The 20835-nt window shown below is 76.3% G+C and carries 19 protein-coding genes; 11 read left to right on the top strand and 8 right to left on the bottom strand.

Annotated elements, in window-relative coordinates:
• Positions 1-33: 33 nt before the first annotated feature.
• The gene (locus ACYQBY_RS09740) at positions 34-1881 is read left to right on the top strand and encodes a serine/threonine-protein kinase (protein WP_459643654.1); all 1848 of its coding nucleotides are present in this window, start codon (positions 34-36) and stop codon (positions 1879-1881) included.
• Between the two features lie 68 nt (positions 1882-1949).
• On the opposite strand, the gene ACYQBY_RS09735 is transcribed toward ACYQBY_RS09740, so the two are convergent.
• The 5 genes from ACYQBY_RS09735 to ACYQBY_RS09715 form a co-directional block, all read right to left on the bottom strand.
• Positions 1950-2849: a TIGR01777 family oxidoreductase gene (locus tag ACYQBY_RS09735; protein ID WP_459643653.1), complete on the bottom strand. Its 900-nt coding sequence runs from the start codon at positions 2847-2849 to the stop codon at positions 1950-1952.
• A 134-nt stretch (positions 2850-2983) separates the two neighbouring features.
• Positions 2984-4861: a 2-oxoglutarate dehydrogenase, E2 component, dihydrolipoamide succinyltransferase gene (gene sucB, locus ACYQBY_RS09730; protein WP_459643652.1), complete on the bottom strand. Its 1878-nt coding sequence runs from the start codon at positions 4859-4861 to the stop codon at positions 2984-2986.
• Positions 4862-4971: 110 nt separating this feature from the next.
• Positions 4972-6396, bottom strand: a complete 1425-nt coding sequence (gene lpdA / locus ACYQBY_RS09725) for a dihydrolipoyl dehydrogenase (RefSeq protein ID WP_459643861.1) — start codon at positions 6394-6396, stop codon at positions 4972-4974.
• A gap of 155 nt (positions 6397-6551) precedes the next feature.
• Complete coding sequence (locus ACYQBY_RS09720; protein ID WP_459643651.1) at positions 6552-6827, bottom strand: hypothetical protein; 276 nt, start codon at positions 6825-6827, stop codon at positions 6552-6554.
• 155 nt (positions 6828-6982) lie between these two features.
• Positions 6983-8515: a leucyl aminopeptidase gene (locus ACYQBY_RS09715; RefSeq protein ID WP_459643650.1), complete on the bottom strand. Its 1533-nt coding sequence runs from the start codon at positions 8513-8515 to the stop codon at positions 6983-6985.
• A gap of 91 nt (positions 8516-8606) precedes the next feature.
• On the opposite strand from ACYQBY_RS09715, the gene gcvT reads away from it, so the two are divergent.
• Positions 8607-9773 carry a glycine cleavage system aminomethyltransferase GcvT gene (gene gcvT / locus ACYQBY_RS09710; protein ID WP_459643649.1) on the top strand — a complete coding sequence of 389 codons (1167 nt, stop codon included), beginning with the start codon at positions 8607-8609 and terminating at the stop codon, positions 9771-9773.
• A gap of 45 nt (positions 9774-9818) precedes the next feature.
• Here the strand turns inward: gcvT and ACYQBY_RS09705 are convergent, their stop codons facing one another.
• Positions 9819-11000, bottom strand: coding sequence for a nicotinate-nucleotide--dimethylbenzimidazole phosphoribosyltransferase (locus ACYQBY_RS09705; RefSeq protein WP_459643648.1), 1182 nt, complete (start codon positions 10998-11000; stop codon positions 9819-9821).
• A gap of 81 nt (positions 11001-11081) precedes the next feature.
• Here ACYQBY_RS09705 and ACYQBY_RS09700 point away from each other — a divergent pair, with 81 nt between their 5' ends.
• The 4 genes from ACYQBY_RS09700 (at position 11082) to ACYQBY_RS09685 (ending at position 14433) form a co-directional block, all read left to right on the top strand.
• Complete coding sequence (locus ACYQBY_RS09700) at positions 11082-11564, top strand: heme-degrading domain-containing protein (RefSeq protein WP_459643647.1); 483 nt, start codon at positions 11082-11084, stop codon at positions 11562-11564.
• 122 nt (positions 11565-11686) lie between these two features.
• Positions 11687-13057, top strand: coding sequence for an MFS transporter (locus tag ACYQBY_RS09695; protein ID WP_459643646.1), 1371 nt, complete (start codon positions 11687-11689; stop codon positions 13055-13057).
• Between the two features lie 61 nt (positions 13058-13118).
• Entirely contained in the window at positions 13119-14210 is a 1092-nt protein-coding gene (locus tag ACYQBY_RS09690) for a quinone-dependent dihydroorotate dehydrogenase (protein ID WP_459643645.1), read from the top strand.
• Between the two features lie 4 nt (positions 14211-14214).
• Positions 14215-14433: a hypothetical protein gene (locus ACYQBY_RS09685; RefSeq protein WP_459643644.1), complete on the top strand. Its 219-nt coding sequence runs from the start codon at positions 14215-14217 to the stop codon at positions 14431-14433.
• Between the two features lie 84 nt (positions 14434-14517).
• Here the strand turns inward: ACYQBY_RS09685 and ACYQBY_RS09680 are convergent, their stop codons facing one another.
• Positions 14518-15528, bottom strand: a complete 1011-nt coding sequence (locus tag ACYQBY_RS09680; protein WP_459643643.1) for an aldo/keto reductase family protein — start codon at positions 15526-15528, stop codon at positions 14518-14520.
• 116 nt (positions 15529-15644) lie between these two features.
• Between ACYQBY_RS09680 and ACYQBY_RS09675 the strand changes: the two genes are divergently transcribed.
• Complete coding sequence (locus ACYQBY_RS09675) at positions 15645-16163, top strand: Lrp/AsnC family transcriptional regulator (RefSeq protein WP_459643860.1); 519 nt, start codon at positions 15645-15647, stop codon at positions 16161-16163.
• A 30-nt stretch (positions 16164-16193) separates the two neighbouring features.
• Here ACYQBY_RS09675 and ACYQBY_RS09670 read toward each other — a convergent pair whose 3' ends face one another.
• A complete protein-coding gene (locus ACYQBY_RS09670; protein ID WP_459643642.1) occupies positions 16194-16811 on the bottom strand; it encodes a DUF3043 domain-containing protein in 618 nt (205 codons plus the stop codon).
• 108 nt (positions 16812-16919) lie between these two features.
• Between ACYQBY_RS09670 and ACYQBY_RS09665 the strand changes: the two genes are divergently transcribed.
• From ACYQBY_RS09665 to ctaC, 4 genes are all read left to right on the top strand, one after another.
• Positions 16920-18518 carry a M20/M25/M40 family metallo-hydrolase gene (locus ACYQBY_RS09665; protein ID WP_459643641.1) on the top strand — a complete coding sequence of 533 codons (1599 nt, stop codon included), beginning with the start codon at positions 16920-16922 and terminating at the stop codon, positions 18516-18518.
• Between the two features lie 127 nt (positions 18519-18645).
• Complete coding sequence (locus ACYQBY_RS09660; protein WP_459643640.1) at positions 18646-18999, top strand: HesB/IscA family protein; 354 nt, start codon at positions 18646-18648, stop codon at positions 18997-18999.
• Between the two features lie 37 nt (positions 19000-19036).
• Positions 19037-19786 carry a leucyl/phenylalanyl-tRNA--protein transferase gene (gene aat / locus ACYQBY_RS09655; protein WP_459643639.1) on the top strand — a complete coding sequence of 250 codons (750 nt, stop codon included), beginning with the start codon at positions 19037-19039 and terminating at the stop codon, positions 19784-19786.
• A gap of 144 nt (positions 19787-19930) precedes the next feature.
• The gene (ctaC, locus tag ACYQBY_RS09650) at positions 19931-20779 is read left to right on the top strand and encodes an aa3-type cytochrome oxidase subunit II (protein ID WP_459643638.1); all 849 of its coding nucleotides are present in this window, start codon (positions 19931-19933) and stop codon (positions 20777-20779) included.
• Positions 20780-20835: the final 56 nt, after the last annotated feature.

Below are 20835 nucleotides of genomic sequence, written 5' to 3'. Positions count from 1 at the left end.
CGGGGCAGGCCCGATGTGCGCTTGTCTTCCCGGGTGGCAGCGGGTGCGCGGGACGAGGGTGCGGAACGGCGCGGGGCGGGCGGGCAGGCGCCGCCGCGGGTGGACGGCTACGCCGTGGGCGGGCTGCTCGGCCGCGGCGGGTCGGCCTCGGTGTGGCAGGGCACGGGGCCCGACGGCGTCCCGTGCGCGCTGAAGGTGCTGGAGCACCCGCCCGGCGGGAGCGGTGGGGCGCTGCTGCGGGAGCTGTCCCTGCTGCGCCGGGTGCGCCACCCCAACGTCGTGGCGGTGCGGGACATCACCACCAGCGGGGACCTGCCCGTGCTCGTGCTGGACCTGGCCGCGGGGGGCAGCCTGGCGGACCTCGTCCGCAGGCGCCGCCGCCTGCTGGTGGGGGAGGTGGTCACGCTCCTCACCGAGCTCGGCCCGGCGCTGGAGGACCTGCACGCCATGGGGGTCGTGCACGCGGACCTCTCCCCGGGCAACGTGCTGCTCGCCGCCGACGGCACACCGCTGCTGGCGGACCTCGGGGTGGCCCGGGCCCTGGGCGGGGCGCGGGGCGCGGAGGCGGGCACGGAGGGCTTCTGCGACCCGGTGCTGCTCGGGGGCGCCGCGCCGACGGCGGCCTCGGACGTGTACGGCCTCGCCGCGGTGGCGTGGTTCGCCCTCACCGGCGCCGCGCCCGCACCGGGCGGGCTGCCGGGGCGTCGCCGCGCGGGACGCTCGCTGCCGGAGGGGGTGCCCGCGGAGCTCGCCGCCGTGCTGGCCGAGGCGCTGCACCCGAGGCCGCAGAAGCGCCCCGCGCCGGTGGAGCTGGCGGTGTGCGCGGCGGAGGCGGCGCCCGCGCGGGCGATCCGCGTGCCGGGCGCCGGCGCGGCAGGCGCTGCCACGCCGGGTGTGGGCGTGGCGGGTGCTGCCACGCCGGGTGCTGGCTCGCCGGTCGCTGTGGCGGGGGGCGCGGCCGGTGCCGGTGTCGAGGCGCCGGGCGGGGCGGACGCGGGCGCTGCGGGGGTGGTCGCGGCGGGTTCCGCGGTGCCCCCGGCCGTGGAGGACGCCACCGCCGTGACCCGCCGGATCCGCGCGCTGGCGGTGGCGGGCGGGGACACCGCCTCTCCCGGCCCCGCGCCGGCGGCCGGCTCGCGGCGGTCGGGCCGGACGCCGGGCGGGAGCGTTGCGCGTGCCGGGACCGCTGACGCCGCCCGCCGCCCGGGCCGACGTCGCGCGGGCGGCGACGGCTCCCGGGCGGGCCGTGCCCGCGGGGTCCGGGCCGCCGCCGGGCGCTCGCGGCGGCTGCTGCCCCTGCTCGGCGGGGCCGCCGCGGGGGTGCTCGCCCTCGTCGCCGCCGTGCTCCTGCTGCCCGGCGGGCCGCCCGGCAGCGGCCAGGCGGCCCCAGCACCTCAGGCTCCTGCGCCCGCACCCGCCGCGTCGGCACCGCCGTCGGCTCCGGCTCCGTCGGCACCGCCGTCGGCTCCGGCTCCGTCGGCACCACAGGCCGGCTCGGACGTCCTCGCGGGCGAGGACCTGCCCGCGGTGGTCGAGGAGCTGGCGCGCCGCCGGGCCGGCGCTCTGGAGGCCGGTGACCCGGAGCTCCTGCGCGCCGTGGACGCGCCCGCCTCACCGGCCATGACCGCCGACGCCCAGCTCATCGGCTCGCGCCGGGGCGAGGGCCGCACCTGGCGCGGGCTCGGCTTCGAGGTGCGCTCGGTGCAGGTGGAGGAGGCCGGGCAGGGGCGCACCGTCGTCCTGGCCGACGTGGTGACCACCGCCCACCGCAGCGTCGAGCGCGACGGCGTGGTGCAGGAGGTGGCGGCCACCCAGCCGCGCCGCTCCCGCCTCACCCTCGTCCGCGTCGACGGGGAGTGGCGAGTCAGCGCCATCGGCTGAGCCGCGGCCGGGCGCTGCGGGCGGGTACGGCGGGTGGGTACGGCAGGCGGGCGCGGTCCGCCGTGGCGTCAGCCGGTGGAGGGCTCCGCCACCCACTGCACGATGCTCGTCGCGTCCGGGTGCGTGAAGGTGAACCCCGCCCCGGTCAGCGCCGCGGGCAGGACGCGCTGGGAGCGCAGCACCTCTCCGGCGAAACCCCCCAGCGCCGCGCGCAGCGCCACCGCCGGCACGGGGAGCAGGGCGGGCCGGTGCAGCGCCGAGGCCAGGGCACGGGTGACGACGGCGTTGCGCGCGGGCGCCGGGGCGGTGAGGTTGACCGGTCCGGCCAGGGGCGCGTCGAGCAGGAACGCCAGCGCCGCCACCTCGTCGGGCAGGGAGATCAGGCTCCACCACTGCCGCCCCGAACCGAGCACGCCGCCGACCCCGGCGCGGAACAGCGGCAGCATCTTCCCGAACGCGCCGCCCGAGCGGCTGGCGACCAGGCCCGTGCGGGCGTGCACGACCCGGATCCCCGCCTCCGCGGCCGGGGCGCTCGCCGCCTCCCACTCGGTGACGACGTCGGCGAGGAAGCCGTCGCCGCGGGGGGAGGACTCGGTGAGCTCCTCGTCGCCGCGCTCGCCGTACACGCCGATCGCCGTGCCCGTCACGAGCACCTGCGGCGCCTCGTCGAGCGCGGCCAGCGCCCCCGCGAGGGTGCGGGTGCTGTCCACGCGGGAGCGGAGGATGACGTCGCGGTAGGCGGCGCTCCAGCGGTGGTCGCCCACACCCGCCCCGGAGAGGTTCACGGCGGCCGTCACCCCGGTGAGGGAGCGCGGGTCGAGCCGCCCGGTGGAGGGGTCCCAGCCCACCTCGTCCGCCGCGGACGGCTGCCGGCGCACCAGGCGCAGCACCTCGTGCTCCTGCGCGCGCAGGTGCTCCACCAGCGCCCGCCCGATGAGGCCGCTCGCCCCGGACACCACGATCTTCACGGCCTCATCCTGTCCGGCCCGCGCCGCCACCGCGATCGGGAACGCGCCCCGGGCCGGTGCACCCCCGGCACGCGGCGGCGGGCCGCCCCCCTGTGGGGAGCGGCCCGCCGTGGTGCCGTGTCGTCAGGAGCTGCTCAGAGACCCAGCTCGCCCTCGAACTCGCCGGCCTCCAGGCGCTTCTTCAGCGTCCCGAGGAAGCGGGAGGCGTCGGCGCCGTCGACGATGCGGTGGTCGTAGGACAGGGCCAGGTACACCATCGAGCGGATGGAGATGGCCTCCGCGCCGTTCGCGTCGGTCACCACGACCGGGCGCTTGACGACCGCGCCGGTGCCGAGGATCGCCACCTGCGGCTGGTTGATGATCGGCGTGTCGAACAGGGCGCCGACGCTGCCGGTGTTGGTGATCGTGAAGGTGCCGCCCGCGAGGTCGTCCGGCCCGATCTTGTTCGACCGGGTGCGCGAGGCGAGGTCGGCGATCTTGCGGGCGAGGCCGCCGAGGTTGAGGTCCCCGGCGTCCTTGATGACGGGCGTGATGAGGCCCTTGGGCGCGTCCACCGCGAGGCTGACGTTCTCCACCCCGTGGTAGACGATCGAGTCGCCCTCGACGCTGGCGTTGAGCACGGGGTGCTGCTTGAGGGCCTCGGTGGCGGCCTTGACGAAGAACGGCAGGAACGTCAGCTTCACGCCCTCGCGGGACTCGAAACCGGCCTTGGCCTTCGCGCGCAGCGTCGCGATGCGCGTGATGTCCACCTCGATGACGGTGGTGAGCTGGGCGGAGACCTGCAGCGACTCCACCATGCGCTGGGCGATGACCTTGCGCAGGCGGGACATCTTCTCCGTCGTGCCCCGCTTGGAGGAGGCGGCGGGCTGCGCGGCGGCGGCCGGCGCGGCGGCGGCGGGAGCGGCCGCGGGTGCCGGGGCGGCGGCTGCGGCTGCGGCTGCGGCGGCCGCGGCGGCGCGCTCGCGGGCCTCCTGGGCCTCGCGCTCCTTGCGCTCGGCGGCCTCCAGCACGTCCTGCTTGCGGACCCGCCCGCCCACACCGGTGCCCTGCACGGTGCTGAGGTCGACGCCGTGCTGGGCGGCGAGCTTGCGCACGAGCGGCGTGACGTAGGTGGTGCCGCCGGTGGGGGGCAGGTCCGCGGAGGGGGTCTCCGCCGCGGCCGGCTCGGGGGTGGGCTCCGGTGCGGGCGCGGCGGGCGCCTGCTTCGTCTGCTCGGCCTGCTCCGGCTGCGCCGAGGGGCTGGTGGCCTGCGCCGACTCCTCGTGGGCCGCCTGGCGCTCCTCGACCTCGGCCGCGAGGGTCTCCCCGCCCGCGGTGTCCTGCTGCGCGGCCTCCTGCCCGCCGGGCTCCGCGCCGGACGCGGCGGGGGCGCTGCCGTCGCCGATGCGGGCGAGGTCCGCGCCGACCGGCACGGTCTCGTCCTCGCCGACGAGGATCTCCTGCAGGGTCCCGGCGACGGGGGAGGGGATCTCGGTGTCGACCTTGTCGGTGGAGACCTCCAGCAGGGGCTCGTCGACCTCGACGGTGTCCCCGACCTGCTTCAGCCACCGGGTGACGGTGCCCTCGGTGACGCTCTCGCCGAGCGCCGGCATCTGCACGGTGGTGCCGCCGCCGGGGGACGGCTCCGCCTCGGCGGCCGGGGCGGTGTGCTGCTCCTCCTGCTGCGCCGGGGCGGGCTCCTCCTGCGGCGCGGCCGGGGCCGGCTCCTCGGTGGGTGCCTCGTCCTGCTGCGCCGGGGCGCTCTCGCCGCCGGAGTCCCCGCCGGAGGCGCCGCTGCCGTCGCCGATGCGGGCGAGGTCCGTGCCGACCTCCACCGTCTCGTCCTCGCCGACGAGGATCTCCTCCAGCACCCCGGCGACGGGGGAGGGGATCTCGGTGTCGACCTTGTCGGTGGAGACCTCCAGCAGGGGCTCGTCGACCTCGACGGTGTCCCCGACCTGCTTCAGCCACCGCGTGACGGTGCCCTCGGTGACGCTCTCACCGAGCGCCGGCATCTGCACCGAGTTCGACATCTGCTTCGTTCTCCTCACGGACGACGGGCTTGCTCGGCGCTCGGTGGGGAACGCCGGGTTGCTCAGGGGGTCTGCGGCTCCGGACGGGGAGGCGTCCTCCCCGTCCGGGATCAGGCGTGCGAGTGCAGCGGCTTGCCGGCGAGCGCGAGGAACGCCTCGCCCAGCGCCTCGTTCTGCGTCGGGTGCGCGTGGACGAGGGCGGCGACCTCCTCGGGGTAGGCCTCCCAGTTCACGATGAGCTGCGCCTCGCCGACCTGCTCGCCGATGCGCGCGCCGATCATGTGGATGCCGACCACGGGCCCGTCCTTGCGGCGCACGAGCTTGATGAAGCCCTGGGTGCCGATGATCTGGCTGCGGCCGTTGCCGCCGAGGTTGTACTCCACGACGTCGACGTCACCGTGGACCTCGCGGGCCTTGGCCTCGGTGAGCCCGACGGAGGCGACCTCGGGGTCGGAGTAGGTGACCTTCGGGATGCCGGTCTCGTCGATCACGGCGGGCTGGAGCCCGGCGATCTCCTCGGCCACGAAGATGCCCTGCTGGAAACCGCGGTGGGCCAGCTGCAGGCCGGGGACGATGTCGCCGACGGCGAAGACCCCCTCGACGTTGGTGCGCAGCCGCTCGTCGGTGAGCACGAAGCCGCGGTCCATGGTCACGCCCTGCTCCTCGTAGCCGAGGCCGGCGGTGTTGGGGCCGCGGCCGACGGCGACGAGCAGCAGGTCGGCCTCGAAGGTCTTGCCGTCCTCCAGCTTCACGACGAGGTCGGACTCGCGCTGCTCCACGCCGGAGAAGCGGGTGCCGAGGTTGAACTTGATGCCGCGCTTGCGGAAGGCGCGCTCCAGGGCCTTGCTGAGGGCCTCGTCCTCCAGCGGCACCAGGTGCGGCAGGGCCTCGATGATCGTGACGTCGGCGCCGAAGGACTTCCAGACGCTGGCGAACTCCACGCCGATGACGCCGCCGCCCAGGACGACGACGCGGTCCGGGACGTGGTCGAGGGTGAGGGCCTGCTCGCTGGTGACGACGCGGCCGCCGATCTCCAGGCCGGGCAGGGAGCGGGAGTAGGACCCGGAGGCCAGCACGACGTTCTTCCCGGTGTAGCGGGTGCCGGCGACCTCGACGGCGTTCTTGGCGACGAGGCGCCCCTCGCCCTCGACGAGGGTGACCTTGCGGGACTTCACCAGCCCCTGCAGGCCCTTGTACAGGCGGGCGACGATGCCGTCCTTGTACTTGTTGACCCCGGCCATGTCGATGGACTCGAAGGTGGCGCGCACCCCGACGTGCTCGCTGTCGCGGGCGGAGTCGGCGACCTCGGCGGCGTGGATCAGGGCCTTGGTGGGGATGCAGCCGCGGTGCAGGCAGGTGCCGCCCAGCAGGTCCTTCTCCACCAGGGCCACCGAGAGCCCCAGCTCCGCGGCGCGCAGCGCGCAGGCGTAGCCGCCGCTGCCCCCGCCCAGGATGACGACGTCGTACTCCGGCGCATCGGCCACTGGAGGCTCCCTCGCTCTTCGACAGCAGGTGGACGCCCCCCATCCTGGCATCTCCCGTCCCGGGCGCCCCAGCGGGGCGCGACCGGAGCGGTACGCGCCGTCCACGCGCTGCTCCGTCCGGGCCGCACGCGCGACGGCGGCGCCGTGGAGGTCCACGGCGCCGCCGTCGGGTGTGGGCCGCCGGGGCCCTCAGGAGGTGGGGGAGCTCAGCGCAGCCACTCGGTGGTCTCGCCGGCGCGCAGCCACTCGGTCGTCCCGCCGGAGCGGAGCCACTCCGTGGAGCCGGAGCGCAGCCACTCGGTGGTGCCGCCGGCGCGCAGCCACTCGGTCGCCTCGCCGGAGCGCAGCCACTCGGTGGCGCCTGCGGAGGCGGTCCCGTCCTGGGGGGCGGCGGAGGCCGCAGGTGCCGTGCCGAGGACGGAGGCGACGGCCAGCGCCGCGGTGGTCAGGGCGAGGCGGCGGGCGCTGCTGCGGCGGGACATGGTTCCTCCAGGTCGTCTCCGGCCCGGCCGGTCCCGCGTGGGGCGCGGGACCGGGGGCCGAGGGGCGGTGCGGCGCGGTGAGGCGCCGACCCCAGAGTACGTTAGGTAGTGAGCTGACCGCGGAGAGTTACGCCGAATGGCGTAGTGCCGACTGCCTAGGCGTCCACGCCGGCCAGGGACTCCGCCAGCGCCACGAGGCTGCGCACCGCCACGCCCGTGCCGCCCTTGGGGGTGTAGCCGTGCGGGGAGCCGGAGTTGAACGCCGGGCCGGCGATGTCCAGGTGCACCCACGGCCGCTGGGTGCCGTCCGCCCGCGAGGGCACGAACTCCTTCAGGAACAGCCCCGCCACGAGCATCCCGCCGTAGCGGTCGCCCATGTTGGCGATGTCCGCGACCGTCGAGTCCATGCTGGAGCGCAGCTCCTGCGGCAGCGGCATCGGCCAGAACTGCTCACCGGCCCGGGACGCGGCCGCCGTGAAGCGCTCGCGGAAGGCGTCGTCGTTGCCCATGACCGCGGACACCCGGTTGCCCAGCGCGACCATCTGCGCGCCCGTCAGCGTCGCCACGTCCACCAGGTGGTCGGGCTCCTCCTCGCCGGCCGCCACCAGCGCGTCCGCCAGCACCAGCCGGCCCTCCGCGTCGGTGTTGAGCACCTCCACCGTCCGCCCGCCGTACGTGGTGAGCACGTCCGAGGGGCGCTGCGCGGTGCCCGAGGGCATGTTCTCCGCCATCGCCAGCCAGCCCGTCACCCGCAGCGGCAGGCCCAGCTCCGCGACCGCGCGCACGGCGGCCAGCACGGCGGCCGCCCCGGCCATGTCGCACTTCATCGTCTCCATGCCCGACGCCGGCTTCAGCGACAGACCGCCGGAGTCGAAGGTGATGCCCTTGCCGACCAGCGCCAGGTGCCCGCGCGCCCGCTTGGGGGAGTGGTCCAGCACCACCAGCCGCGGCGGGCGGGAGGAGCCCTGGCCCACGCCGAGGATCCCGCCGTACCCGCCGGCGGCCAGCTCCTCCTCCTCCAGGACCCGCACGCTGACGCCCGAGCCCGCCACGTGCTCGACGGCGGCCGCCGCGAAGTCCGCCGGCGCCAGGTGCCCCGGCGGGGTGTTGACCAGGTCCCGCGTCACGGCCACCGCACGCGCCAGGATCGCGGCCCGCTCCACCGCCACGGCCAGCTCCCGGTCCCGCGACCTCGTGCCCAGCAGGGCGATCTCCGCCACCGGCTGCGACGACGCGCCCCCGGCCGCACCGGCCTGCGCGCTGCGGAAGCGGGTGAAGGCGTACGCACCCAGCGCCGCACCCTCCGCCACCGCCGCCAGGGCGCGGGCGCCGTCGGCGGGCAGCAGGAACCCCGCGCTCGCCCGGCCCGCCAGCGCCCGCACCGCACAGCCGGCGGCGCGGCGCAGGACCTCCTCGTCGAAGCGGCCGTCGGCGGGCAGCGGCCCCAGCCCGGTCAGCGCCACCAGCGGCGCCTCCAGGCCCTCCACGCCGGGCACCAGGTGCACCGACTCCGGCGCACCCGTCACCCGCAGGCGCGTCACCGCCTCCGCCAGCGCGGCGCGCACCCCCTTGGGGAGGGCGTCGGCCCCCACCACGACCGGTGCGGCGTCGCGCTGGGCGACACCCACCACGAGCGCGTCCCCGGCGTAGGCCTTGGGGTTCTTCCCGGACAGCGTCAGCTCGACCACCCCGGCACTCTAACCAGCGGCGCCGCTCCCGCACGGTGGGAGATCACGACGTCGGGGGATCACGGGCGCCCCGGCTGGGTAGCGTGCGCGCATGGCCGCCGACGAGCCCGCCCCCGCACGCCCCGCCGATCCCGAGGGCGCCGCCCCCGCGGCGGCCCGGACCTCGCCCCTGCACGCCCGCCACGTCGCGGCCGGCGCCCGCTTCGCCGACTTCGCCGGCTGGACGATGCCCCTGGAGCACGCCGGGCGCGGGGTGCGCCGCGAGCACGAGGACGTCCGCACCCGCGTCGGCGTCTTCGACGTCAGCCACCTCGGCGAGCTCGCGGTCACCGGCCCGGGCGCGCAGGCGTTCCTCGACACCGTCCTCACGAGCGCCGTGGGCACCCTGCCGCCGGGCCGGGCGCAGTACTCGCTGTGCTGCGAGGACACCACCGGCGGGGTCGTGGACGACCTGTTCCTCTACGTGCACTCGGGGGACGAGGTGCTGCTCGTGCCCAACGCCGCCAACTCCGCCGCGGTGGCCGCGCGGCTGCGGGCCGCGGCCCCGGCGGGGGTGGAGGTGCGCGACGCGCACACCCGCCACGCCGTCCTGGCCGTGCAGGGCCCGCGCTGCGACGAGGTGCTGCACGCCGTCGGCCTGCCCACCGGGCACGAGTACCTCTCCTTCGTGGAGACCACCTGGCGCGGCACCGACGTGATCGTCTGCCGCACCGGTTACACCGGCGAGCGCGGCTACGAGCTGCTGCCGCGCTGGGAGGACGCCGGGGAGCTGTGGGACGCGCTGCTGGTGGCGGCGGAGCACGCGGGGGGCGGGCCCGCGGGGCTCGGGGCGCGCGACACGCTGCGCACGGAGATGGGTTACGCCCTGCACGGGCACGAGCTGGGCCCCGACGTCACGCCGGTTCAGGCGCGCCTGGGCTGGGCGGTGGCGTGGGACAAGCCGGCGTTCTGGGGCCGCGACGTGCTGCTGGCCGAGCGCGCGGCGGGACCGGCGCGGCGGGCGTGGGGCCTGCGCGCCCTGGAGCGCGGGGTGCCGCGCGCCGGGATGACGGTGCGGGCCGCCACCGGCGAGGGCCCCGGGGAGGTGCTGGGCACGACCACCTCCGGCACGTTCTCCCCGACGCTCGGGCAGGGGATCGCGCTGGCCCTGCTGGCGCCGTCGGTGGGCGCGGGGGACGAGGTGCTGCTCGACGTGCGGGGCCGCCCCCTGCGCTGCGCGGTCGTGCGCCCGCCGTTCGTGCCGTCCTCCACCACCTGAGGCCCCGGCACCCCACCACCGGACGCCGCGGCGGGGGGAGCCCGCTCAGGCGTCGGCCGCGCCCAGCAGGGCGGTCGCCGCGTGCAGCACCGGCAGCGCCGCCAGCGCCCCGGCCCCGGCGCCGGCCTCCAGCCCGAGGTCGGTGAGCGGCTCCAGCCCCAGCCGCTCCAGCGCCGGGGCCTGTGCGGGCTGGCGCGAGCGCGGGCCCACCTGCCACCACTCCTTGGCCGTGAGGGAGATCCGCGACGCCACCAGCGCCGCGGCGGCCGAGCCCACCCCGTCCAGCAGCACCGGTGTGCGGCGCACGGCGGCCTGCAGCAGGAACCCCGTCGCGGCGGCGGTGTCGGCGCCGCCCGCGGCCGCGAGCAGGGACACCGGGTCCGTCGCCGCGGACCGGCTGCGCCGCAGCGCGTCGCGCACGGCCGCGGTGCGGCGCATCCACGTCGCGTCGTCGAGGCGGCCGACGTCGCGGCCCAGGACGTCCAGCGGTGCGCTGCGCTGGCAGGCGCCCACCAGCACCGCCGCCACGGCCGTGCCCCCCGCCCCGACGTCGCCCAGGAGCAGCAGGTCCGCCCCGGAGTCCACCTCCTCGTCGGCCACGGCCACGCCCGCACGGAAGGCCGCCTCGGTGTCGGCGGCCCCCAGGGCGTCCTCGCGGCGGGCGTCGCCCGAGGAGCGGCGCACCTTCAGCGCGCGCACCGGCGCGGGCAGGTCCGCCAGGTCCTCGTCCACGCCGAGGTCCAGCACGCGCAGGCCGACGTCCTGCCCGACGGCGAGCACCGCGGCCGGTGCCGTGCCGGCGTGCAGGTCGCGCACCTGCTGCGCCGTCCACCCCTCCGGGTGCCGCGAGAGGCCCGCCCGGGCCATGCCGTGGTCGGCGGCGAGGACGACCAGCCGCACCCGCGCCAGGGGAGCCGCCGCCGTGGGCCCCCGCACCCCGGCCAGCCAGCACCCGAGCGCGCCGAGGCGGCCGAGCGCGCCGTGCCGGGCGGCGAGCGCGGCCAGCCGCTCCTGCGCGGCCGCCGCGGCCGCACGGTCGGGCACCGCGACCGCGGTCGACACGGCGCGCACGTCGAACCCGGCGGTGTCCTGCCCGGCGGTGGTGCCCGGCGCGTCGGTGTCGCGCGCCACGGCGTCCGGTGCGTCGGCGTCCGGTGCCTCGGCGTCCGGTGCGTCGGCGTGTTCCTCGGGCAGCGGCGCGTCGGTCGGGGGGTGGTGCTCGCTCACGGGCCTCCTCCGGGCGGTGGGTCGCCAGCATCGTGCCACCGCGGCACGACCGGGTCCCGGCGCCTCCCTACGATCGGGGCCGTGACCGACGCACAGACCTTCCCCACCCTCGCCGAGATCGACGCCCAGGAGCGCGAGCTGGTGCTGCCGGCCTTCGGGCACGAGGAGGCCTGGCGGCTCGGCTCCTGGCTGGTCGAGGAGGGCCGGCGGCGGCAGCTCGGCATCGCCGTGCTCGTGCTGCGCGGGGGGCAGCGGCTCTTCGCCGCCGCCCTGCCGGGCACCGTGCCCGACCACGACGGCTGGCTGGATCGCAAGTCCCGGACGGTGGCGCGCTTCTCCCGCAGCTCCCTGTACGTCGGGCAGCAGCTGCGGCAGGCGGGCAGCACGCTGGAGGAGATGTTCTACCTCTCCGAGCGGGAGTACACCGTCCACGGCGGCGCCGTCCCGGTCGCCGTCGCCGGCGCCGGGGTCGTCGGCTCGGTGGCGGTGACGGGCCTGCCGCAGCTGGAGGACCACGCCCTGGCCGTGGCGGCGCTGCGGCACCTGCTGCCCGCGGCGCCCTGACCGGCACCTCCTGACCGGCAGGTCCTGACCGGCACGTCGTCACCGGGACGCGGCCCGCGGCGGGCTAGGGTTCCGCTGCCCCGAGCCGGGGGCACCGGACGTCCCGAACCCGAGGTCAGCTGATGAACCCGCCCGAGCCGAGCACCCCCACCGCGCCCGCGAGCACCGCCGTGCCCCCGGCGAACCCCGTCCGCCGGGTCGCCGTCGCCAGCCTGGTGGGCACCACCATCGAGTTCTACGACTTCTACGTCTACGCGACCGCGACGGTGTTCGTGTTCGGGCAGCTCTTCTTCCCCACGGGCTCCGGTGCGGCGCAGCAGCTCAGCGCGCTGGCCACGTTCGCGCTGGCGTTCATCGCCCGCCCGGTGGGCTCGGTGCTCTTCGGCCACTTCGGCGACCGCGTCGGGCGCAAGGCCACCCTCGTGGCGGCGCTGCTCGTCATGGGCGTCTCCACGACCCTCATCGGCCTGCTGCCCACGTACGAGACGGCCGGCGTCCTGGCCCCCGCGCTGCTGTGCCTGCTGCGCTTCGGGCAGGGCATCGGCCTGGGCGGGGAGTGGGGCGGCGCGGCGCTGCTGGCCACGGAGAACGCCCCGCCGGGACGGCGCGCCCTGTACGGCACGATGCCGCAGCTCGGGGCGCCGCTCGGCTTCATCCTGGCCAACACCCTGTTCATCGTGCTGGCGGCGACCCTGGAGGAGGGCGACTTCTTCTCCTGGGGCTGGCGCATCCCGTTCCTGCTCAGCGCCGTCCTGGTGGTGGTCGGCCTCTACGTGCGGCTGAACCTGACGGAGACCCCGGTCTTCGCCGAGGCGGTGCAGAAGCGCCAGCAGGTGCGGGTGCCGGTGGCCACCGTCTTCCGCGGCAACTGGCGCACGGTCCTGCTCGGCGCCCTGTCGGTCGTGGTGACGTACACGCTCTTCTACCTGATGACGGTGTTCTGCCTGAGCTACGGCGTGAGCCCCGAGGGCCTGGGCTACGAGCGGCAGACCTTCCTGTTCATGCTGTGCGGCGCGATCGTCTTCATGGCCCTGGCCACGCCGCTGTCCGGGGTGCTCAGCGACCGCTACGGGCGCCGGCCGGTGCTGGCGGTGGCCATGGTCGGCGCGGCGGTCGTCGGCCTGCTCACCGAGCCGCTGTTCGGCTCCGGCAGCACCGTGCTGGTCGTGCTGTACCTGAGCCTGGGCCTGTTCTTCATGGGCCTGGTCTTCGGGCCGATCGGTGCGTACCTGCCGGAGCTGTTCCCGACCAACGTGCGCTACACCGGCGCCTCGGTGGCCTTCAACGCGGGCAGCATCCTGGGGGCCTCGCTCGCGCCGTACACCGCGGTGGTCCTCGCGCAGCGCTTCGGCCTGGGCGCGGTCGGCTGGTACCTGGTGGGCGCGGCGGCGCTGAGCCTGCTGGCGCTGTGGGCGCTGCGGGAGACCCGCACCGAGGACCTGCGGGCCGACCCGGCGCCCGCGGCGTCGGGGGACGTCCGCGCGGGCCGTTAGCCTCGATCCCGACGCCCCCGCGGCGGCCGAGGCCGCGGGCACGCCGGAGGGACACCGCCCCGTGATCTACCGCACGCTGTACCGCACGGTCCTGACCCGCATCGACGCCGAGCGGGCGCACCACCTGTCCTTCGCGGCGCTGCGGGCCGCCTCCCGCGTGCCGGGGGTGCCGGCCGTGCTGCGCAGGCTGTTCGTCGTGGAGGACCCGGCGTTGCGCACGCGGGTCCTGGGCATGGACCTGTCCGGACCGGTGGGCCTGGCGGGCGGCTTCGACAAGAACGCCGTCGGGGTGGCGGCCCTCAGCCACCTCGGCTTCGCGTTCGTGGAGATCGGCACCGTCACGGCGCTGCCGCAGCCGGGCAACCCCCGCCCGCGGATGCACCGCCTCGTGGCGGACCGGGCGGTGGTGAACCGGATGGGGTTCAACAACGACGGCGCCGAGGCGGTCGCGGCGCGCCTGCGCCTGCTGCGCGCGGTGCCGCCGCGGCACCGGGTCGGCATCGGCGTGAACATCGGCAAGTCCAAGGTGGTGCCGGAGGAGGAGGCCGCCGCCGACTACGCCACCTCCGCGCGGCTGCTGGCCCGCTACGCCGACTACCTCGTCGTCAACGTCAGCTCCCCGAACACCCCGGGTCTGCGGAACCTGCAGTCCGTGGAGCGGCTGCGCCCGGTGCTGGAGGCGGTGCGGGAGGCGGCGGACTCCTCCGCGGGGCGCCGGGTGCCGCTGCTGGTGAAGATCGCCCCCGACCTGGCGGACGAGGACGTGGACGCGGTGGCCGACCTGGCGCTGGAGCTGGGCCTGGAGGGCGTCGTGGCGACCAACACGACGATCTCCCGCGAGGGCCTGCGCTCGGGGCCGGCCGAGGTGGAAGCGGCCGGGGGTGGCGGGCTGTCGGGTGCGCCGCTGAAGGAGCGCTCGCTGGCGGTGCTGCGGCGGCTGGCGGAGCGGACCGGCGGGCGGCTGGTGCTGGTGGCCGCCGGGGGGATCGAGACGGCGGCCGACGCGCAGGCCCGCCTGGACGCCGGTGCCTCGCTGGTGCAGGCGTACACGGGCCTGGTGTACGAGGGCCCGGCCTACGCCTCGCGCGTCCTGCGGAGGCTGCGGCGCCCGGTGCTCCCGGCCGCCCCGGCCGAGCCCGCCCGGCTAGGTTGAGGCCATGGGCCGACCGGCGAGCTGGACGTGGCGCTTCGACGACGCCGAGGGGCGCCCTGTCGAGGTGGCCGAGGCGGGGGTGCAGTTCCCCACGCAGGCCGATGCGGAGTCGTGGATCGGGGAGACGTGGCGCAGCCTGCGCGAGCGCGGCGTGGACTCGGTGCGGCTGTTCGCCGACGAGGAGCCGGCGTACGGGCCGCTGAGCCTGCGCACCCCCGAGTGAGCAGCCCCCGGTGAGCGGTCCCGGGCTGGGCGCCTCCCGGTGAGGCGCGCCCCGGGACCCCTCCGGGCCCCGGGGCGCCGCCGATCAGACGGGGCGCTTCTGCGGGGAGGTCTCCGCGGTCTTGCCCGGGTCGGTCTCCACGACGTCCCCGAGGACCTCGTCGATGCGCCGCAGCACGTCGGCGGAGAGCTCCACGCCGGAGGCCTTGGCGTTCTCCGTGACCTGCTCGGGGCGCGAGGCGCCGATGATCGCGGCGGAGACGTTGTCGTTCTGCAGCACCCAGGCGATGGCCAGCTGCGCCATGGAGATGCCGAGCTCGTCCGCCACGGGCTGCAGGCCCTGGACGCGGGTGAGGACGTCGTCGTTCAGGAACCGCTTGATCATGTCCGCGCCGCCCTTCTCGTCCGTGGCGCGGGAACCGGCGGGCGGGGCCTGGCCCGGCTTGTACTTGCCGGTCAGCACGCCCTGCGCGATGGGGGACCAGACGATCTGCCCGACGCCTAGCTCGCGGCTGGTCGGCACGACCTCGCCCTCGATGACCCGCCAGAGCATGGAGTACTGCGGCTGGCTGGAGATGAGCTGGATCCCCAGCTCCCGCGCGAGGGCGTGCCCGGCGCGGATCTGCTCCGCGGTCCACTCGCTGACGCCGATGTAGAGCGCCTTGCCCTGCCGCACGACGTCGGCGAAGGCCTGCATCGTCTCCTCCAGCGGCGTCTCGGTGTCGTACCGGTGCGCCTGGTAGAGGTCGACGTAGTCGGTGCCGAGCCGCCGCAGCGAGGCGTTGATCGACTCGTGGATGTGCTTGCGGGACAGGCCGACGTCGTTGTGCCCCTTGGGGCCGGTCGGCCAGTAGACCTTGGTGAGGATCTCCAGGCTCTCGCGGCGCTGGCCCTTCAGCGCCTCGCCGAGCACCGTCTCCGCCGCGGTGTTCGCGTAGACGTCGGCGGTGTCGAACGTGGAGATGCCGGCGTCGAGGGCGGCGTGGACGCACGCGGTGGCCGCGTCGTTCTCCACCTGCGAGCCGTGGGTGAGCCAGTTGCCGTAGGTGATCTCGGAGATCTTCAGACCGCTGTTGCCGAGGTACCGGAATTCCATGCACGCGACACTAATCCTGCGCGGGAGCGCTCTCGCGCGGGAGGGCCCCGTGAGGGTGGCCCTCCTGGAACCAGGCTCCCGGGAGGCGGAACTACGCTCGGGGGGTGTCGAAGGACCTGCGCGCAACGACCGCCCGCGCCCGCCGCTCCCGCGTGGACGCCGTGGACCGCGAGCTCATCGCCCACCTGCAGGAGGACGGGCGCAAGTCGTACGCGGCGCTGGCCAAGGCCGTGGGGCTCTCGGAGGCGGCGGTGCGCCAGCGGGTGCAGCGGCTGCTGGAGGGCGGGGTCATGCAGGTCGTGGCGGTCACCGACCCCATGACGGTCAACCTGCTGCGCCAGACGATGATCGGCATCCGGGTGGACGGCGACACCCGCACGGTCGCGGCCCGCCTCGCGGAGCTGCCCGAGGTCGACTACGTGGTGCTGTGCGCGGGGAGCTTCGACATCATCTGCGAGCTGACCTGCCGCGACGACGAGGAGCTGCTGGTGCTGCTGAACACCCACGTGCGGGTCATCCCCGGCGTGCGCAGCACCGAGACCTTCATCTACCTGGAGCTGGTGAAGCAGACGTACGCCTGGGGTGGGGGCCCGTCCGCGGCGGGTGCGCGGGTGGAGGAGCCGGACGAGCGGTAGGGGCCCCCGCGTAGGACGGGGCGCCCGTGCTCAGCGGGGGGCCTGGCCCCGTCCCACGCCCGGGACGGGGCGGCGCAGGCGGCGGATCTGCAGGGCCCGGGAGACCCCGTAGCCCACGAGACCGCGCTCGACGTGCCCGAAGCGCTCGAGGGCGGCCCGCTTGAGGCGCCGGCCGAGCAGGATGCAGTCGAGGAGGACGGCGATGGCCATCCCGTAGATGAGGATGGTGGAGAGCGCCAGCAGCCACGGGCTGGCCGCCGCCTGGGTCACGAAGGTGAGCAGCAGCGCCGCGAAGGCCACGAAGAGGAAGTACTCCCCGATGTTGCGGCGGGCGTCGACCATGTCGCGGGCCAGCCGCTTCTGCGGGCCGCGGTCGCGCAGCGGGAAGTACCGCTCGTCGCCGGTGACCAGCGCCTGCTGCATCTGCGCCCGGGCGGCCCGCAGCGACTCGCGTGCCGCGCGCTGGGCGGCCTTGCGGTCGGAGGGCACCAGCGGGCGGCGGTTGCGCGCCTGCGCCTGGGAGCGGCTGGGCGTGGGGCGCCCCTTGCCGCCGGGCTTGGGCGCGGGCTGGCCGGCCGTGCCGGGCCTGGGCGCCGGCGAGGCGCCCGCGGGCGTGGCGGGGGTCTTCTCCTTGGCGCGACCGAACACGAGCGGAAGCCTACGTGCTGCGCGACCCCCGCAGGACCCTCCCGCGCGGGCCGGCACCGGACGGCGTACGACCCGCGCCGTGGGCGGCCCTGCCGCTAGCGTCGGAACATGCCAGCGGACGCCACGCCAGCTGACCCCGGGGCCGGCACCCCTGCCGAGGCCCCTCCTCCGCGCCCCGCTCCGGACCCCGCCCAGGCCCCCACCGAGGTCCTCGCGGGTGACCCCGACGGAGCCCCCGGCGAGACCCCCGCCGAGACCCCTCCCGAGGCGGCTCCCGCCGAGCCCGGCGCGGTGCCGCCCGAGCGGGTCGCGGAGCTGAAGATCGCGGTGGCCGCGCTCTTCCCGGGGGTGCGCGCCGACCTGGAGCGGCTGGTGCACATCCCCAGCGTCTCCGCCCCCGCCTTCGACCCCGCCCACGTGGCGGCCAGCGCGGAGGCCGTGGCCGCGCTGCTGCGCGAGGTGGGCATGGGCGAGGTGCGGATCGTGTCCGTGCCCGGCGGCGCCCCCGCGGTCCTGGCGCGGCGCCCCGCCCCGCCGGGACGGCCCACCGTGCTGCTCTACGCGCACCACGACGTGCAGCCGCCGGGGGACGAGGCGGACTGGACGCACGCGCCCTACGACACGGTGGAGCTGGAGGGGCGCCTCTACGGCCGCGGCGCCGCCGACGACAAGGCGGGGCTGATGGTGCACGTCGCCGCGCTGCGCGCCCTGCTGTACGCCTGGGGCCCGGAGGACGGCGTGGGGATCACCGTCTTCGCCGAGGGGGAGGAGGAGATCGGCTCGCCCACCTTCGCGGACTTCCTCGCCACCTACCGCGAGGAGCTGGCCGCCGACGTGATCGTCGTGGCGGACTCCGCGAACTGGCGCGTGGGGGTGCCCGCCCTGACGACCACCCTGCGCGGTCTCGTCGACTGCACCGTGCGCGTCGACGTCCTCTCCCACGCCGTGCACTCCGGTGTGCACGGCGGGCCGGTGCTGGACGCGCTGACCTGCCTGTGCCGGCTGCTGGCCACGCTGCACGACGAGGCCGGCGACGTGGCGGTGCCGGGCCTGGACCGCGGCGAGGCCCCCACCACGGACCTGACCGAGGAGCGCTTCCGCGCCGACGCCGGGGTGCTGGACGGCGTGCGCCTGGCGGGCACCGGCTCGCTGGAGTCGCGGTTGTGGACGCGCCCGGCCCTGTCCGTCATCGGGCTGGACGCCCCGGCCGTGGCCGTCTCCAGCAACACGCTGCTGCCGACGGCGCGGGCCAGGATCAGCCTGCGGCTGGCCCCAGGCCAGGACGCGCCGGCGGCCATGGCGGCGCTGCGGCGGCACCTGGAGGCGGGCGCCCCGTTCGGGGCGCGGGTCACGGTGGAGGAGGGGGAGACGGGGCGGTCCTTCGCCTCCGACACCGCGCACGTGGCGCACCGCGCCGCCCGCCGGGCCTTCGCGGAGGCCTACGGCACCGAGGTGGTGGAGATGGGGATGGGCGGGTCCATCCCCTTCCTCGCCGAGCTGGCGGAGGCCTACCCCCGCGCGGGGATCCTCGTCACCGGCGTGGAGGACCCGGACTCCCGGGCCCACGGGGCGGACGAGTCCCTGCACCTGGCGGACTTCGCCCGCGCGTGCCTGGCGCACACCCTCCTGCTGGAGGCCCTGTCGGCGGTGCCGGCCGGGCCCCTGCGGCGGCGCGCGGCGGTCGGCTCGCACCGCGACGCGACGTAGGCTTGGAGCGGGCGCGCTCCCGGCGGGCCCGCTGAGCGGGGAACAGCGCGCCCGCCGCGCTGGTTACCCGGACGGAACGGGGCCGGCGCCGGCCCACGAGCGCACCGAGCGAGCGGAGACGACACCGATGACGGTCCAGGACGGAACCACGGCGACCCACGGGGTCGAGCTGACCGAGGTGGCCGCGACGAAGGTCGCGAGCCTGCTGGCGCAGCAGGACCGCGACGACCTGCGCCTGCGGATCGGCGTGCAGCCCGGCGGCTGCTCCGGCCTCATCTACCAGCTGTACTTCGACGAGCGCGAGCTCGACGGCGACGCCGTGCGCGACTTCGGCGGCGTCGAGGTCGTCGTGGACAAGATGAGCGCGCCCTACCTGGAGGGCGCGACGATCGACTTCGCGGACACGATCGAGAAGCAGGGGTTCACGATCGACAACCCGAACGCCGGCAGCAGCTGCGCCTGCGGCGACTCCTTCAGCTGACCCGCCCCCGGCCGGCCGGCGCCGCACCGGGGCCGGCGTGACCCGCGAGAGCGGGCCCCCCGCCCGGCCGCGGGCGTGGCCGGTCGACCCGGGCCCCTCGCGGCTCGACTTCACCGGCCTGCGGCCGCGGCCGGGGGAGGACCTGGTCGCGGCCGGCGGGGACCTGCGCCCCGCCACGCTGCTCGCCGCCTACCGCACGGGCTACTTCCCCATGGGGCTGGGCCGCGGCGGCACCGGCCCCCTCGGCTGGTGGTCCCCGGACCCGCGCGGGGTGCTCCTGCCCCACGAGGTGCACGTCTCCCGCTCCCTGCGCCGTTCCCTGCGCGGCTTCGAGATCCGCGTGGACACCGCCTTCGCCGAGGTCGTCGCCGGCTGCGCGGACCCCTCCCGGCCTGGCGCGTGGATCACCGACGAGATCGCCGCGGCCTACCTGCGGCTGCACCGCACGGGCTGGGCGCACTCGGTGGAGGCGTGGGCCGGCGGGGAGCTGGTGGGCGGCCTGTACGGCCTGGCGATCGGCGGCTTCTTCGCCGCCGAGTCCAAGTTCCACCGCGCCCGCGACGCCTCCAAGGCCGCCGTCGTGGGCCTCGCCCGCATCCTGACCGCCGACGGCGTCCCCGGCCGGCTCGTCGACGTGCAGTGGTGCACCCCCCACCTGGCCACCCTCGGGGTCCGCGAGCTCGACCGGCGCGACTACCGCCGGGCCCTCGCCGCGGCGGCGGAGTTACCGACGCCACACCCCTTCACGGCCCGCCCCGACCAGCCCTCCGGTGGTAGCGGGGGGTAGTCTCGGGACCGAACGCCGTGTGCACCCGGGGGGTCCCCCGAAGCCCTCGGCGGGATCCGATCGAGGGACGTGGGAAGGCCGACGTTGGGCACGCGAGACTCGTACGCATCACGGCGCCGCCGTTCGCCCCGGGCGCTGCGCGCCGTGGCCGGGGCGGGTGCCGCGCTGCTGCTCGCAGGGTGCGGCAGCGGAACCGCCGAGAGCGACTTCCGGCACGGCTACCTGCCGACCGTCAGCGACGGCGCGACGAACATGACACCGATCATCCAGACGCTGTGGAACGGCTCCTGGATCGCGGCGATGCTCGTCGGCATCGCCGTGTGGGGTCTGACCCTGTGGTGCGTGGTGGCCTACCGCCGCCGCAAGGGGGACCCGCAGCTGCCGCCGCAGGTCCGCTACAACATGCCGATCGAGATCCTCTACACGGTCCTGCCCGTGATGATGGTCGGCGTCCTCTTCTTCTACACCGCCCGCGACGAGGCGGCGATCGTCGACACCTCCGGTGAGGTCACCCACCGGATCGACGTCATCGGCAAGAAGTGGGGCTGGGACTTCAACTACAAGGACGAGGACGTCTACGAGGCCGGCCGCCAGGCCACCCTCACCGGCGTGCCGGGTGTCCAGGACACGCTCCCGACCCTGTACGTGCCGGTGGACGAGCCGGTCGAGGTGAACGTCGTCTCGATCGACGTCAACCACTCCTTCTGGGTCCCGGCGTGGCTGTACAAGATGGACGCCATCGCGGGCAGCCCGAACCGCTTCCACGTGACCCCGACGAAGACGGGCACGTTCCAGGGCAAGTGCGCCGAGCTGTGCGGTGAGTACCACTCGGAGATGCTGTTCAACGTCAAGGTCGTCACCCGCGAGGAGTACGACCAGTACATCGAGAGCCTGCGCGACCGCGGCCAGACCGGGCAGATGTCCACCCTGCTGGCCGGTGAGGTGGAGCGCACGGCCGCCGTCCCGCGCGCGGACGAAGGGAACCGTCAGTAATGGCCGCAGAGAGCCTGAGCCCTCCCGGCACCGCCGCGCGCACGACCACGCGGCAG

It is taken from the genome of Kineococcus anabasis, assembly GCF_054590795.1.
This window is presented reverse-complemented; position numbering and strand designations above follow the sequence as displayed.